The following is a 16,374-nucleotide window of genomic DNA, read 5'->3' as shown; positions in this document are numbered from 1 at the left end:
CATCACAGTGTTACGAACCTTAAACGGACTTTTAATATAAAAAACACCTTTACAATATGAATAAATTTGTTGCTTATTATAGAGTTAGTTCGGCTCAGCAAGGAGCATCAGGATTGGGACTTGAAGCACAACGTAGTGCAGTTTTAAAATATCTTAAAGGTGAAATACCTGTAATGGATTTTACAGATGTTGAAACAGGAACAAAAAAGGGAAATGACAGAGTTGGGCTACAAAAAGCTCTAAAGTATTGCAGAGAACATAGCGCAAAACTAATCATCGCCAAATTAGACCGTTTGGCAAGAAATGTTTCTTTTATTTCAAAGTTAATGGAAAGTGAAGTAGAATTTATTGCAACCGATCTTCCGACTGCAAATAAATTTACACTTCATATTTTTGCAGCTCTTGCAGAACAAGAAGCTTTATTTATTAGCGAAAGGACTAAGTCAGCTCTTGCAGAAGCTAAGAAAAGAGGCAAAAAATTAGGTTCTCCTCAAAATCTAACTAGAGAGGCTCAACAGAAAGGAGTCGAAGCTAAAGTGCAAAAAGCCAAAGAAAACGACAATAATAAAAAGGCTCTTGCGCTTATAAACTTACATCGAAAAAATAATTTGAGTTACAGGAAAATTGCCGATGAGCTTAATAATGCAGGGTTTTTGACAAGTAAGGGTAAAAGCTTTTCTGGATCACAGGTATTTACTCTTTATGAAAGATGTACACAAAGTTCGTAAATAAAAAAAATTAAAATTGTTATTTTTAAGTGGTTGAATTAAAAGAAATTGATAACGATTTTTTTGAAGATTAAAGCATTTGCAATTATTGTAGGATATTTGGTACATTTGTAGGAACAACAAAAATCAGAAAATTATAAGATCAAATTAAGGCTGTAAATAACATATAGATATTGCGTTTTGCAATTCGTTTTTTCTACTCAAATACTGGTAATATTAAATAGAACAAAAGCGAATGACTGCAAGAGCCTCCCGATTGGGTGCTTCTGCTTCATTGCTTTTGTGGGTTATACCAGTGACCTGAGTAGAGAGTGAAGTTAGTTAGCACCCTTTCCATTTCAAAAGCTCGAAATCTATATGAAACACCTCAATCTCTCTTATTTCATCAAACTACGGAAACCCGTAAGGACATCAGAACAAATAATTTTTATTTCGCATTCTGATGAAGTCTAACAATTTTTTTATAGGTAGCATTGTAAGTCTGGTTTTCGGAACACTTATTTATGTTCTGTTCAGGACATCCAGTCTTAAAATCTTTTCGTGGAGCAACTCTTTGGGAATAAACTTACTTGGCTTGAATGTGAGAAAGCTAACGATGTTAACTTCTTCAAAACTCCCGCAATGGCTTTTATTCTCATTTCCCGATAGCCTCTGGGTATTTTCTTACGTCTGCCTGATGCTTGGCATTTGGAAAGGCGTTATTTCGCCTTTTAATCTTTTCTGGGTAGGAATTATTCCATTCATTGCTGTTTGCTCGGAATTAGGGCAGTTTATAGGCTTTATTCAAGGGACTTTTGATTTATTAGATATTGTATTCTACATAATAGGCACTATCCTGCCGCTTTTACTTTTCAAACAATCAATAACATATAATTTAAAATTTTTACAAAATGAAAAAAAACATTAAACATCTTGCCTCGGCAGGGGCATTCGCATTTTTCTTGGTCATTGCCATGGGGAGCATGGATGGCAAAAAAGAAAAATCTGGAAATTCTGACACCTCAACAGCAACAGTAAGCGGAGAAGCTAAAGCGAACTACAAAAAAATAGGTGAAACTTTGCCTACGGATTATTTTGATGTTACCGTTAATAAGATCAGTATTGAAAATAGAGTAAACACAGGAAATGAATTTGCAGACCTAAAACCAGAAGCGGGAATACGTTACCTCATCATTAATACCTCTTTTAAAAACAACAGTGAGGAGAGCCGAATGCTGATAGACGGAGAAGTCTTAGTAAACTATAACGGCAAAGATTATACATTCGACAAATCTGAGCCTATCATGCTGGAAGGCTGGAGATTGATGCTTGACCAGATTAACCCGTTAACAACAAAGACTACCAATCTGGTTTATAAAATCCCAGCGGAACTTAAAGGAAAAGCTTATTACAAGCCTGGTCGCTCAGGAAGTAACGACTTAATTGACCTTGGTACTATTGAGTAATTTATTGTTTTAGCAATTCCATGTTGTAAAGTTTATAACATGGAATTTTTTTTTTTAAATTAAAATTATAAGACGACAAGTTATGTCGCTTTACAGATATATCTTTGTTTCAAGCTAATTTACAGGAGATAAAAATACTAAGATGTGATAAGATTCATATTAAATCTCATTAACAGGATATTAAAAACTATTAATAAATGTTAAATTTGCAAAATTATAATAAAAAAACTCATATTAACTTTTAAACACAAAATAGATGAGAAAACTCTACATGAGTGCATTTACTATGTGCACAATCTTGGGCTACGCTCAGGAAGTGGTTTGGCAAAAGGATATTAAATCCAATACGCAGGATTTCTTATCACAAGTCACTACAACAATTGACGGACAGTATTTAATTACAGGAAGCAGTATTCAGCCTTCCAAAGTATCAACACAAAACAAACAGAATAACGGTTACGATTTTCACTTGGTAAAATTGAACCAACAGGGCGAGCAGGTCTTTGAAAAGTTCTTTGTTGGAAATAATCATGATTTCCTTTCAGCAACTGTATCAACCCAAGATGGTGGATTCGCTGTAGTTGGCACCTCGTATTCAGACAAAAGTCTGGACAAAAAAGATGATTCTAAAGGGGGAAGCGACATCTGGCTAATCAGATTAAATGAATTCGGAGACGAGCTGTGGCAAAAAACGATTGGATCAAACGCAGATGAAGAGGCAAGATCTGTTATTCAGACAACGGATTTAGGATTCTTTGTTGCTGGAAATGTTCAGAACTCAGCTAAAGGTTACGGCTCTAAAGATGTTTTAATTATCAAATTAGACAAAAACGGAAAAGAATTATCACAATTTATTTTAGGCGGAAAAGGATTAGATGAAGTAGAAAAAATGATTCCTACGAAAGATGGCGGCGCCTTGTTAGGCATCTATTCCAGAAGCAATGCCGGAGGTTCAAAGAAAACTGAAAACTTTGGTGAAGGAGATTATTGGATTATTAAACTTTCCAAAGAAGGAAAGGTTGAATGGGAAAAGAACTTCGGTGGAAAAGGTGATGATCATTTGAGAACGCTCGCTTTAACATCTACAGGATTTCTAATTGGTGGAGAATCCAGATCTGAGAGATCAGGAAATAAAACCGTTGGAATTGAAGAAGGAACAGATCTTTGGTTGATTTCTTTAAATGAAAAAGGTGATGAAATCTGGCAGAAATCTTACAATTTTGGTGGCAGAGATATTTTGATGGGAATGAGTGTTTTACATAGCACCGATGATAAAACCTCTACAGGAATTTTACTAGGTGGTTACACTCAGGCAGAAGGAAGAATCCAGAACGATGATGAAAAGTTTTGGATGCTTTATTTAGACCAAAACGGCAATGAGCAGTGGAAAAAATATGTAAAAGGCGAATCAAGTAAGCGTGAAGAAAGGCTTTCAGACATCAAGTTAAACCGTGACGGATCAATCATTTTAGCAGGAACAAGTGCTGAGGAACTTGGAAAAGAAAACTGGAAAATCATTAAGCTTGGCGATAAGCAGATCGATCAGTTGATCGTAAAACAAGACATTAAAATTTATCCGAATCCGGTATCAGATTACACTTATGTAGAAATTGGTTTTGATTTCAAGGATGCAGAAATTATTTTGTACGATATGTCAGGACGACAATTGCAGAGTTTAAAAACAAAGAACAAGGTAACCAAGATCAATACTCAGCCGTTGATTCAGGGAGCTTATTTGATTGTTGTAAAAACTGATAACAATAAAACGGCTAACGCCAAATTAATTAAAAAGTAAACACAAATGAGAAAAATAATTGCCCTACTAAGCGTTATAACAGGGATTATTATACCTACCGGCTTACAAGCACAACATGAAGATATTAATTTTGGAGATCTGCCAAGACCAGTACCTTCTGTTTCTTCATTAGCCAGCTATACAGATGCTCCGGTATCTTTGGCTACAGGAGTTCCTGACATTCAGTTCCCCCTATTAAGATTGACAAGTTATGATAAAAATATTGCAGCCAATCTGTCATTAGGGTATCATCCGTTAAACACGAATGAAGCAGAAGCCGGAAGCGAGGTCGGAATAGGCTGGTCTATGTTTGCAGGAGGCGTAATATCAAGAGAGGTCGTAGATGAACTGGATGAAAGATATGATGATGCAAATTGGGCTTATCACAAAAAGAATAAGTTCAATGATATTTACTATTACAATTTACCGGGCATATCCGGCAAATTCAAAATTGAAAGGAATATAGATGCCAATACTTTTCAGGTTGTAAACCTTACGCCTAATAACATCAAAATTGAGTATACCAGAACGAGTAATACTGCCACTCTGATTGTCAATTCGTTTACGATTACCGATGATAACGGGTACAAATATATCTTTAATGATTACAGCCAAGCAAAAAACTATAGCCATCCGTCTGCTTCCGGGGCATTATATAAATCTGCATTTTATCTTACACAGATTAAAAATGCCAATAACGTAGAACTTTTAAATTTTATCTACCAAAAAGAAAATAAAAACAAACCGGGTACAAGCGAATTACTGTATCAGTCTTGTAAATTAAAGACCATGGTGTCTCCAGGAATAGGTTCTATTGATATTAATTATCATTATGATGCTGCCTTGGAAGGCACTATGAATGACCCTTACAGCATTACCAACGTTTCGCTTAAGAATACTCACTCGGAAATCATTTCACAATATGGACTAATCTATTCTGATGGACTCAACCAGGGATATATAAGAAAATTGATTAAAATTAATAAAATCAATTTATCCAATCCTACTGGAAATCCTCTGGAAACTACAAAACTTGTATATAATACGTTCTATTTCAACAGCGGTGATGGGGCAGACAGAGCATGTACTGCTATACCACCGGAAACAGACACAGGTATCAGTAGTTTGCACAGAGTTATTTTACCGACAGGTGGAATGGTAGAATATAATTTTGAAGCGAACCAGTATTATATTAACAAAAGCACGCCAAATTATGTAACGCCTGAATCTTTTTCAGATCCGGAAGTTCAGTTTATACAGTCTTTCGCAGCAGTAGATTTTGATGTTCCCAATGGTACAACAAAGACTTATACCTTTCAGGTGACAGGAGAACCTAATAAGGATAAGCCAATCTATATTGATTTTGATGCAACGAAATACTATCCTTATTATGGACCTGCTGATCCTCAATCCTTTGTTGATTATGTAATAGATAATGATCCTGCTTTAACCAGCAGTGCCTGTTATGCTTTTAATGACGAGGCGCTGGAAGGCAGATCATGGTCATTTAGAATACTGTCTCTGAAACCGGGTTCTCATACCATAAAAATAACCGGAACCGGAGGACACGGGATTGTTGGTTTTTCAGATATAGGACTTAAACCTCTGCCTTATAAAAATGCGGTAAGCAACAATAAAAAACTCGGAATCCGTATTAGGGATATTAAATATTATAACTCCGAGCTAGACTACGTGGCAAAGAAAACAGTCGCTTATGATTATAATATGTTCAATGATCCCAACAGCGTAAGCGGTTATCAATTTTATCCTGAGATGGAAAGTACATCGACTGAATACTCTCCGATTGTGCTTTATAAAAACGTAAAGGTAACCAATAATGAAGACAACGGATATGTAAAATATTATTTCAAAAATCCTAATGATTATCCAAAAACACCCTACACCTACAATGGCAACAGTACCCAATTCTGGCCATATTATAATATGACCAAAACCGGGGTAATGGATAAAAAAGAGGTTTTTGACAATCAGAATAAATTGGTATCTTCTGTTAATTATGATTTTACTTTTGAAACATTAAACCAAATGCCGGAAGTACCTGTTGACGGAGGAGTGACCAAAAAGGCCTTTATGAAAAGTACAAAAGTTACTACTAAGGATTATACAGGAGCTAATCGATTTGTAGAGAGTAAAACAGAGACAGAATTTAATCCTGTTAATTTCAAAGTTGCTTCTGTTAAGGAAACCTCATCAGATGGAAATATCACTGAAAGAACAGTTACGTATGCTGCCGGCTTAGCAGACTATCAGAATTTGCAAAATGCTTATATGAACGGTATCCCTGTAAAAACGGAGATAAAGAGTAATGGAAAGTTAGTTTCCAATTCGCAGGTTAAATATGAGAATGCAGGTAACCTGTACCCTTCTTCTGTAATCTCTATTAATCCCAATGATAACAGTACTAAGGCTGTTATTAAATATGATCAATATGATTCTAAAGGAAATATCCGCCAGTTCACTTCACATTATGATCAGACTATAGGTTCAGGTATATCAACGGTAATGATCTGGGGATATAATCAAAGTTTACCGATTGCAAAAATAGAAGGCGCAACAGTTTTTGATATTGGAAATCTTGCAGACGATATTATCCTAAAATCCAATGCAGATCTAGATGCTTCGACAGAAACAGCACTTATCAATGCGTTAGATATTTTCAGAACCAATTCTGCATTGAAGAATACCGTGATTACAACATATACTTATGATCCTTTGATTGGCGCTACAACAGTTACTCCGCCAAACGGTATGAGAGAAATCTACAAGTATGATAAAAACGGAAAACTAACTTCCACAGTAGATGTTAACGGAAACGTCATTAAGGATTATAAATACAATACAAAACCACAGCTATAATTGTTTCTATTAAATAAATCAGTTATGAAAAAAATACTATCAATCATACCTTTTCTTGTTGTGGCTTTGTTTCATGCACAGAGTTTAACCAATACAGAAAATTATATATACAGCAGGACGTATTTGGAGCCTGTAACATCGGAGCAGCCAAATGCGGCTCAGATTCAGGGAGTTCAATATCTTGACGGATTGGGAAGAACTACCCAGAATATAGCCATAAAAGCAACACCCAACGGAAAAGACCTTGTAGTTCCTTCCCTATATGATCAGTCAGGAAAGAAAACAAAAGAATATCTTCCACAGCCTGTAGACACCCAAAACGGAGCCTATATTACGGGAATTGGCGAGAGTTCTGTCAACGCTTATTATGGGGTTCCTAATGCCTATTCGGAGGTGCTTTACGAAAAATCACCCTTAGGAAGAATTGAGAAATCGGCTGCTCCCGGAGCAGACTGGCAGATGAGTGGTCCCCATACCCAAAAGATCGAATACCTTTCAAACAACGATGGTGACGTTAAAAGATTTAAAGCTATCACAACATGGAATCCTTCATCGCAAATCAACGATGTTTCCATTATTACTGCATTGGATGATTCATATACAACGAACGGATTTTATAATGCCAATACCCTGTATAAAATGATCAGCAGGGATGAGGACAATAACGAGACTCATACCTTTGTTAATTCCAAAAAACAGAGTGTACTCGTTCGTAAAATCAATAAAAAACCTAACGGAACGACCGAAAATCTGGACACTTATTTTGTCTATAATGAATTTGATAATCTAGCCTATGTTATCCCGCCGAAAGCTTCCGTTTCTGCCCTAACTCCTGATGTACTAAACAGCTTGTGCTACCAGTATAAATATGATAAATACAACAGGTTGGTAGAAAATAAAATTCCGGGCAAAAGATGGGAATATCTGGTATATGACAAACAGGGGCGTGCAGTACTTTCACAAGACGCCAATCTGAGAACCATAACCAATAACTTTGCGAAAAGAGGCTGGATGTTCAAGAAGTATGATAGGTTCGGAAGAGTAGTTTATACTGGATTTTTTGCCAATACAGCAGAAAGATCAGCAATGCAGACAGCACTTAATAATATGTCTGCCAATGCCAATAATAATGAAACTCAAAGTGCAACACCATTTACCCTGAGCGGTATGGATGTGTACTATACTAAAACGGCTTTCCCCACAGGAAGCATGACGATTTTAGGTGTTAATTACTATGACGAATACCCTACAGGTTCACCGGCTCAGCCTTTACAGATACAAACCCAGACAACACTGGCATCGGCTCCAACGACGATTGTTTCAAACGGACTGTCATCTGTAAGAAGTATTAAAGCACTTCCTACGGCAACCTATACCAAGAATATTGAAAATGACAACTGGTCGTCTGCATTTATCTGGTATGATACATTTGGTAGAGTAATAGGAACAGACAGTAAAAATCACTTGGGAGGGTATACCAAAACCGAGACTGTACTTGATTTTTCCGGAGTACCACTAAAAACCTTTACCTATCATGCCCGAAAAGCTGATGAGCAGGGAGTTGTCATCAAAGAACGATTTGTATATGATTCCCAAAAAAGGCTAAAACAGCATTACCATCAGGTAGACAGCAAGCCTGAGGAACTTTTGACAGAAAATACCTACAATGAACTTTCTCAAATCATTAATAAAAAAGTAGGAAATAATCTTCAGAGTATTGACTATACCTATAACGTCAGAGGCTGGATGACAGGTGTTAACAAAAACGAGATGGGAGCTGCTGATCTTGGAGGGAAATTATTTGCCTACAACATCAAATACACCAAAAAAGACGGTGTTGATAATCCGGATCCTACCCAATTCTCAGGAAAGAATGTAACCCCGAAGTATAACGGCAGTATTGCTGAAATCGACTGGCGAGCCGTAGAAACGGTAGGCGCAAATCCATCTTTAATACCCAAAAGATATGGATATTCTTACGATAGTACGAACAGGATTCTGGCAGGCTACTACCAAAATCCGAACAACGCTTACAGTAAGGAAAATACAGAATCTCTGGACTATGATCTGAATGGGAATATCAGTAGTTTATACAGAACCTCTGTATTGGAATATGGAAGTAATACCGCTACTGTAATTGATAATCTTACATACAATTACGCCGGTAATCAGACAACCAGCATTACGGATGCTTCCCAAAACTTTGCAGGATATGAAGGGGGTGGAACTCCTATTACGTATGACCAAAACGGAAATATGGTGAGCATGCCAGATAAGGAAATCAGTTCTATTAAGTATAATTACCTTGATCTTCCCAATTCTATGGAAGTCAGCAGAAACGGGAACGAAAATATTATCATCAACACAAAATACAGTGCGGACGGCACTAAGTTGAGAAAGGAAAATGTAACCTCTGTTACAGGGGTTAATGGAAGTACAACAACAGTAAACATAACAGATTATCTGGATGGCTTCCAGTATTTTTCTTCAGGAACTTTAACGCCTATTGATATGGGCTTCGAAATGCTTTCTAAAAGAGCCATGCAGCCACAGACTTTCTCAATAGAAGAAAGAAGAGTTCCACCTCCGACCAAAACTCCGGATCTGCAATATTTTCCAACAGCGGAAGGATTTTATGATTATATAAAAGATCAGTATATTTACCAATACGTAGATCAGTTAGGAAATGTAAGAGTTTCTTACGGAAGAAACAACGCAGGTGTTCTTGAAATAACAGATAATAATGATTATTATCCTTTCGGAATGAATCATTTGAAATCCGGTACAGCTTTCTTTGGACAAGGAAGTTATAAGAATAATAAGTACAACGGTAAGGAGCTACAGGAAACCGGAATGTACAGCTATGGCTGGAGAGAATACATGCCTGATATTGCAAGATGGAATGGTATAGATCAGCTTTCAGAAAACTATTTTTCTACAAGTCCATATGCATATGTGATGAATAATCCTATCAATATGTTTGATCCCGATGGTAGAAAAAATGAAGCATGGTTAGCCGATGCTCCGGAATGGTTACAAGAGATGTGGAATGCTACACCGGATGGTACTAATTCTTATTGGACAAATAGTGGATCAAGCGCAGGCGGAGGTGGTGGACATTTTGTCTATACTGGAGGAACTGCTGGTTTAGGAGCAGGATATGGAATAGGATCTACCTTAGACTTTGCAGGTAACTTTAATTCTCAATATGGTACTGTAACAAATGGTGTCCTTAATTATACCTATTGGACGAATGCAGAGGGTGCGAAATATGGACAAGCTAATTTTATGAAGCTGAATTTGAATTCTTCTTCTATGATATCTAATTGGAATCCAACAAAAACAACGACATTTGCTGAAGTAACAAGCCTAATCATGGAAAATCCTTTTATAAAAGCAGAAAATACAACATATCATACCAAAGGAAATGCAGGAGCATCAAATATAGATTATAGAATAGTAAGGAATAGAAGTAGTAGAAAAAGCAATGGTTTAGTATCTTTACAATTAAATTTGTCTTCTCTTAATATCTATAATGAACTTACAAGCGGTTCTGATACTAGTGGATTTATGCTTAGTATTGGAGATTATTCATTTGGTGGTTCAGGCACTTTATCTTTTGACCTTATTAATAGTGATATTTCTGTGAACTTTGGGCAGAAAGTTGATAATAATAATTCAAGTATCAATTCTTATGGGGTAAAGCCTCTTACTGCTGCAATGGTAATAGCGGGTTATTTTTTAGACAGATTTGCACCTCCAACTATGGTACCTGTCTTGCCTTCGGGTGGAATTATTAATGATCATTTAACACTATAATTAATTTATCATGAGAAAGAAATTTTTATTTGTATGCCTTCTTGGAGGTTTAGCTGTAGTTGGATATCTTGTTTACAGAACTGTTCTTTTTTCGAAAAACAACAATAAAGTGCAAGTTAGTAAGTCAATCCCAGACGTTACATTAGAAAGTATATTTAATAATAAAAAAATAAAGGTTAAATATTTACTAACTCTAACCTATGAGAAAAAGTACATGGGATTTAATGCCATATTAAATGATAAATATTATGTTACAGTCATAAAACTAGGAAAAATTGAAAATTCTCATTTAATATTAAACAAATCTAACACAGATTTTAAAAATAATAATGAACTTCTATCTTTTCCTATTGATTTTGATTACCAAGTTACACGATATGTTGGATTTGATTACTATCCATTTCATATAAAAAATATGGATTATTATATTGGAGGAAAAGAGATTACAAAACTTGAAGATAGTTTTACTGAAATTATTTTCAAGGGAGATTTTATAAATTTTTCATTTAACAATCAAAAAAGAGGAGATTTTGGTTATGTTACTCCAAATGAAGAGATGTCAGTAAGCTTTGTTTTATATAATAATGAACTATATGCTATTAATACTAAAAAATATAAAAACTATCCTTTTAAAAGCTTACATTCTTTATTAAGCGAGAATAGTCAGGAATAAAAAAGAGTAATGTTCCAAAAGTTAGTAATGATAAATAAAATCATTAACTAATTAAAAATTCAAAATAATAAATTTAAAAACCAGAGTAGAAAGTTTCTTACTCTGGTTTATTTTTGTTGAAAAAATATATTTAAATGATGGAGAATCATGCTGAGTATTTTACAGTTAGTGATGAATAAATTTTTAAAATAATAATTATATTTACCTATAAACAGCGCAGGCGTTCTTGAAATAACGGATAATAATGATTATTATCCTTTCGGGATGAATCATTTGAAATCCGGTACAGCTTTCTTTGGACAGGGAAGTTATAAGAATAATAAATACAACGGCAAAGAACTACAGGAAACAGGATTATATGATTACGGCTGGAGAAATTACATGCCAGATATTGCCCGATGGAACGGTATAGACCAACTAGCCGAAAACTATCTTTCTACAAGTCCTTATGCCTACGTGATGAATAACCCTATTAATTTGATGGATCCTGACGGTAGAGCAAGTGAAGCATGGCTGGCAGAGGCTCCGGATTGGTTAAGAGATTCGTGGACAAACACACCTAATGGCTCTAATTCTTATTGGTACAATAATGGCTCAGGGTTTACAAGCTATGACGGTGGTCCCAAAGGAGGAGGGGGCGGCAGAAGTATTATGTATGGTTCTACTGTAGGGTATGGCGGAGGATTTACAATGGGTGACGGAATTTATACGTTACCTCCTCTTGTACTTAGTGGATATGGTACTTCTAAAACATGGGGTTCTGCATTAAGTAATTATAATCTCAACCATAGTTCTATTTTCAACGGTATAGCAGGTATGCAAACTGCTTGGAATAAGTCAATGTTTGATGCAGGAAGAAGCTTGAGTATTGGAGAATTAGACAGAGGTGGAATAATGATGATCGGAGGGACGGGTGATCCTCTAGGTGTTTTTGATATCGCAGGACAATATTTGAGTAATCTAGAACCTCAAAACAGATATGCTGCTATGGCCATAGGGCTTTTTGCAGCTGTTGCATTAAAAAAGCCAGGACTAATTACTGCTGAAGAAAAAATTATCATTGGTAATGGTGGAAATTATGTATCTTCAATGAATATTATTAGAGAAGTTCAAAAGGGAGAGAAGATTTCAGATTTGGTTGCTTTATTACAAAATAGAACTTTAAGCACAGGTGTTGAACATGCAGTAGTTAAACTTGGAAATAATAGTGTAGCTCCAGGAGCTAGAGTTATTGTAAGTGGGGGGCCTCACGGAATTTCATTTGGTGCAGGTGAAGTTTCTACAATTTTTGGACATACGCATCCTTTCGTAACTGGACCAAGTGCTGGAGATTTTAGATCTTTAGAAATACTTAATCAGAGTAGACAATATATTATAGAAGGTTTTAATCCTCCTATAATGATTAGAAAACCATAAAATTTAAATGTATGGCAGTAATAATAGAAAATGAAAGTAAATGCCCTTTATGTGGTGATGTTATAAACGAATTAAAAGAGTACATATTAACCCCACCCTTAATAAGCAATGAGCTGGATGAACTTTTTAGGCTAAGTGACTCAGGTATTCATCTTGATTGTATTAATAAATCTAATTTAAAAGATAAATTATTTAAATATTTAAAATTATATGAACAATATTCCAGTAAGATGAGAGATCTAATGCTTGAGAATAATCCAAAAGATGTTATTGGTTTTAATTTACTTTCTTCTGATGTAGCAGAACCTATAAGTAAGTATAATTATCTTATAATGTTAAAAAAAAATATTTTAAAGTGGGATGATTTTGAAGATTTTAATTTTATAGCTAATGATTTCTTAAACAAAAGCAAATGGAAAGGAGTTACTCAATTTAATCATCTAAAAAATCTTCTGGAAAGTATAGTAAATAACTAAATGGGGTCACGTTTCAAAAATGTTGATTTACATTATTAAGATAATGTTCCAAAGGTTAGTAATTAGAACAATTTCAATTGCTAACTCATTGAAATTCAAATAAGATTAAAAACATTAAATTCAAAAACCGGAGTAGAAATTTTATCTATTCCGGTTTATTTTTGTTGAAAAAATATGTTTAAATGATGGAGAATCATGCTGAGTATTTTACAGTTAGTGATGAATAAATTTTTAAAATAATAATTATTTACCTATAAACAGCGCAGGCGTTCTTGAAATAACGGATAATAATGATTATTATCCTTTCGGGATGAATCATTTGAAATCCGGTACAGCTTTCTTTGGACAGGGAAGTTATAAGAATAATAAGTACAACGGTAAGGAGCTACAGGAAACTGGAATGTACAGTTACGGCTGGAGAGAATACATACCCGATATCGGAAGATGGAACGGTATAGATCAACTTTCAGAAAACTATTTTTCTACAAGTCCATATGCATATGTATTGAGTAACCCTATTAATATGTTTGATCCCGATGGTAGAAAAAATGAAGCATGGTTAGCCGATGCTCCGGAATGGTTACAAGAGATGTGGAATGCTACACCGGATGGAACTAATTCTTATTGGACAAATAGTGGATCAAGCGCAGGCGGAGGTGGTGGACATTTTGTCTATACTGGAGGAACTGCTGGTTTAGGAGCAGGATATGGAATAGGATCTACTTTAGACTTTGCAGGTAACTTTAACTCTCAATATGGCACTGTAACAAATGGAGTCCTTAATTATACCTATTGGACAAGTAGTGGCCCCGCAGGATATTCCTCAAATGGAGAAACCCATGTGCAAGGTATAATGTGGCATTCTATGAAGTTGGATTTGAATTCTTCAAATTCAAATGGAGTAGGTCTTTTTGAGGGTATGGCTCAAGAAGGATTTAACTGGATTCAAAGCCACCCTAGAGAATTTACATCAATAGCGGGGACTTTTGAAGGCTCTTCACAGATAGTTGCTAAAGGACTAAAGAACTGGAATGCTCCGTCAAGTATTACGAAAAGTCGTATTTTTGCAGAAGTAATAAGTACAAGGCTCCCTGCTTCAGCGCAAGCATTAGGGAAATTTTCTACAGTTTTAAAATGGGGTGGTAGAGCTGTAGGTGCCATTGGCATTGCAAATAGTTTATATCAGGGGTATAACGGAAATATTTCTACGACTCGTGCAGCTGTAGATACTGTGATGGGAGTTGTAGGCTTTATAGGACCTTGGGGAGCTGCTGCATCATTAGTTTATTTTGGTGGAATGGCAGTTTATGAACATTATTATAACGATGACAAATCAGCATTTTAAAATGATTAGATTTATAAAATTACTTTTTTATCATATATATTTATATTTTTATAAAGTAGATGATGGGAATAAAGCACTTGCTAAGTTTACAACATGGTTAATTTTTACATTAATTTTTGGAATTATTGTATACTTTGGTTATACATCTTTTCGCCTTACTTTAGATAAAAGCCCAGATTATACAAAGTCCAATGAAATCTATATTATAATTTATGTAATAATAGGTTTGTATGTTGGTAAAGTTGTTTTTTTTGAAGGATTTGAGAAATTGGATACATTTAAGAATTATAATATAAAATATTATATATACTTTTTCATTATATGTATAATTGCTTTTGCACTAGCTTTCTACTCTATTTCTGTTAATCAGAAGCGAATATTAAATAGTAAAAAAGTAGAAAATCATGGCAAATCTGCATTTTAATATTATTGGATTTATATGTAAATTGGTAATGTTCCAAAGTTAGTGACTGGATTATTTCAATAATTAACTTATTGAAAATCAAATAGGATAAAACAATAGAATTTAAAAAGCAAGAGTAGGTTATCCTGCTCTTGCTTATTTTTGTGACTAAAAATTATTTTAAATGATTGAGGATCATACCAAGTGTTTCAGAGTTCATGATGAATAAATTTTGAAAATAATAATTATATTACCATTAAAATAGATCAAATTTTCCTATGGAAGAAACAGCGCAGGCGTTCTTGAAATAACGGATAATAACGATTACTATCCTTTCGGGATGAATCACTTAAAATCCGGAAATGCATACTTCGGACAGGGAAGCTATAAAAACAATAAGTACAACGGTAAGGAGCTACAGGAAACAGGAATGTACAGCTATGGCTGGAGAGAGTACATGCCGGATATTGCCAGATGGAATGGTATAGATCAGTTGGCTGAAAACTATTTTTCTACAAGTCCATATGCATATGTATTGAATAACCCTATTAATATGTTTGATCCCGATGGTAGAAAAAATGAAGCATGGTTAGCCGATGCTCCCGAATGGTTACAAGAGATGTGGAATGCTACACCGGATGGTACTAATTCTTATTGGACAAATAGTGGATCAAGCGCAGGCGGAGGTGGTGGACATTTTGTCTATACAGGAGGAACTGCCGGTTTAGGAGCAGGATATGGAATAGGATCTACCTTAGACTTTGCAGGTAACTTTAATTCTCAATATGGTACTGTAACAAATGGTGTCCTTAATTATACCTATTGGACGAATGCAGAGGGTGCGAAATATGGACAAGCTAATTTTATGAAGCTGAATTTGAATTCTTCTTCTATGATATCTAATTGGAATCCAACAAAAACAACGACATTTGCTGAAGTAACAAGCCTAATCATGGAAAATCCTTTTATAAAAGCAGAAAATACAATGTATCATACCAAAGGAAAGGCAGGAGTTTCAAATATAGATTATAGAAAAGTAAGAAATTCTAATACAGGTAGCCTCAATGGTCTATTATCTTTACAATTAAATTTGTCTTCTCTTAATATTTATAATGAACTTACAAGCGGTTCTGATACTAGTGGATTCATGCTTAGTATTGGAGATTATTCATTTGGTGGTTCAGGCACTTTATCTTTTGATCTTATTAACAGTGATATTTCTGTAAACTTTGGACAGAAACTTGATAATAACAATTCAAATATTAATTCTTATGGGGTAAAACCTCTCACTGCTGCAATGGTAATAGCAGGTTATTTCTTAGACAGATTTGCACCTCCAACTGTGGTTCCTGTCTTACCATCTGGTGGAATCATTAATGATCGTTTAACATTATAAT

The 16,374-nt window shown here is 34.9% G+C and carries 12 protein-coding genes; all 12 read left to right on the top strand.

Annotated elements, in window-relative coordinates:
* Nucleotides 1-56 precede the first annotated feature (56 nt).
* The 12 genes from EG348_RS00295 (at nt 57) to EG348_RS00245 (ending at nt 16,373) form a co-directional block, all read left to right on the top strand.
* On the top strand, nt 57-728 hold the full coding sequence (locus EG348_RS00295) for a recombinase family protein (RefSeq protein ID WP_123979594.1): 672 nt from the start codon (nt 57-59) through the stop codon (nt 726-728).
* 442 nt (nt 729-1,170) lie between these two features.
* A complete protein-coding gene (locus EG348_RS00290; protein ID WP_123979592.1) occupies nt 1,171-1,635 on the top strand; it encodes a hypothetical protein in 465 nt (154 codons plus the stop codon).
* A complete protein-coding gene (locus EG348_RS00285) occupies nt 1,619-2,173 on the top strand; it encodes a DUF4352 domain-containing protein (RefSeq protein WP_123979590.1) in 555 nt (184 codons plus the stop codon). The genes EG348_RS00290 and EG348_RS00285 overlap by 17 nt, the downstream gene beginning before the upstream one ends.
* A gap of 256 nt (nt 2,174-2,429) precedes the next feature.
* The gene (locus EG348_RS00280; protein ID WP_123979588.1) at nt 2,430-3,968 is read left to right on the top strand and encodes a T9SS type A sorting domain-containing protein; all 1,539 of its coding nucleotides are present in this window, start codon (nt 2,430-2,432) and stop codon (nt 3,966-3,968) included.
* 6 nt (nt 3,969-3,974) lie between these two features.
* Nucleotides 3,975-6,845 carry a hypothetical protein gene (locus EG348_RS00275; RefSeq protein WP_123979586.1) on the top strand — a complete coding sequence of 957 codons (2,871 nt, stop codon included), beginning with the start codon at nt 3,975-3,977 and terminating at the stop codon, nt 6,843-6,845.
* A 24-nt stretch (nt 6,846-6,869) separates the two neighbouring features.
* Nucleotides 6,870-10,664, top strand: coding sequence for a DUF6443 domain-containing protein (locus EG348_RS00270; RefSeq protein WP_123979584.1), 3,795 nt, complete (start codon nt 6,870-6,872; stop codon nt 10,662-10,664).
* 10 nt (nt 10,665-10,674) lie between these two features.
* On the top strand, nt 10,675-11,337 hold the full coding sequence (locus EG348_RS00265) for a hypothetical protein (protein WP_123979582.1): 663 nt from the start codon (nt 10,675-10,677) through the stop codon (nt 11,335-11,337).
* A 264-nt stretch (nt 11,338-11,601) separates the two neighbouring features.
* Complete coding sequence (locus tag EG348_RS00260; RefSeq protein ID WP_123979580.1) at nt 11,602-12,753, top strand: RHS repeat-associated core domain-containing protein; 1,152 nt, start codon at nt 11,602-11,604, stop codon at nt 12,751-12,753.
* A gap of 11 nt (nt 12,754-12,764) precedes the next feature.
* Entirely contained in the window at nt 12,765-13,229 is a 465-nt protein-coding gene (locus EG348_RS00255) for a hypothetical protein (protein ID WP_123979578.1), read from the top strand.
* Between the two features lie 310 nt (nt 13,230-13,539).
* Nucleotides 13,540-14,574, top strand: coding sequence for an RHS repeat-associated core domain-containing protein (locus EG348_RS00250; protein WP_123979576.1), 1,035 nt, complete (start codon nt 13,540-13,542; stop codon nt 14,572-14,574).
* A 1-nt stretch (nt 14,575) separates the two neighbouring features.
* Nucleotides 14,576-14,998: a hypothetical protein gene (locus EG348_RS21575; protein WP_164463233.1), complete on the top strand. Its 423-nt coding sequence runs from the start codon at nt 14,576-14,578 to the stop codon at nt 14,996-14,998.
* Between the two features lie 319 nt (nt 14,999-15,317).
* The gene (locus EG348_RS00245; RefSeq protein WP_123979574.1) at nt 15,318-16,373 is read left to right on the top strand and encodes an RHS repeat-associated core domain-containing protein; all 1,056 of its coding nucleotides are present in this window, start codon (nt 15,318-15,320) and stop codon (nt 16,371-16,373) included.
* Nucleotide 16,374 lies beyond the last annotated feature (1 nt).

Source organism: Chryseobacterium sp. G0201, from assembly GCF_003815655.1.
GTDB lineage: Bacteria > Bacteroidota > Bacteroidia > Flavobacteriales > Weeksellaceae > Chryseobacterium.
This window is presented reverse-complemented; position numbering and strand designations above follow the sequence as displayed.

What these genes read in the sequence shown, in the direction of transcription:
- EG348_RS00290 (WP_123979592.1), top strand. Translation starts at nt 1,171, where the DNA reads ATGAAGTCTAACAATTTTTTTATAGGTAGCATTGTAAGTCTGGTTTTC.
- EG348_RS00245 (WP_123979574.1), top strand. Translation starts at nt 15,318, where the DNA reads ATGAATCACTTAAAATCCGGAAATGCATACTTCGGACAGGGAAGCTAT.
- EG348_RS00270 (WP_123979584.1), top strand. Translation starts at nt 6,870, where the DNA reads ATGAAAAAAATACTATCAATCATACCTTTTCTTGTTGTGGCTTTGTTT.
- EG348_RS00250 (WP_123979576.1), top strand. Translation starts at nt 13,540, where the DNA reads ATGAATCATTTGAAATCCGGTACAGCTTTCTTTGGACAGGGAAGTTAT.
- EG348_RS00265 (WP_123979582.1), top strand. Translation starts at nt 10,675, where the DNA reads ATGAGAAAGAAATTTTTATTTGTATGCCTTCTTGGAGGTTTAGCTGTA.
- EG348_RS00275 (WP_123979586.1), top strand. Translation starts at nt 3,975, where the DNA reads ATGAGAAAAATAATTGCCCTACTAAGCGTTATAACAGGGATTATTATA.
- EG348_RS00285 (WP_123979590.1), top strand. Translation starts at nt 1,619, where the DNA reads ATGAAAAAAAACATTAAACATCTTGCCTCGGCAGGGGCATTCGCATTT.
- EG348_RS00295 (WP_123979594.1), top strand. Translation starts at nt 57, where the DNA reads ATGAATAAATTTGTTGCTTATTATAGAGTTAGTTCGGCTCAGCAAGGA.
- EG348_RS21575 (WP_164463233.1), top strand. Translation starts at nt 14,576, where the DNA reads ATGATTAGATTTATAAAATTACTTTTTTATCATATATATTTATATTTT.
- EG348_RS00255 (WP_123979578.1), top strand. Translation starts at nt 12,765, where the DNA reads ATGGCAGTAATAATAGAAAATGAAAGTAAATGCCCTTTATGTGGTGAT.
- EG348_RS00280 (WP_123979588.1), top strand. Translation starts at nt 2,430, where the DNA reads ATGAGAAAACTCTACATGAGTGCATTTACTATGTGCACAATCTTGGGC.
- EG348_RS00260 (WP_123979580.1), top strand. Translation starts at nt 11,602, where the DNA reads ATGAATCATTTGAAATCCGGTACAGCTTTCTTTGGACAGGGAAGTTAT.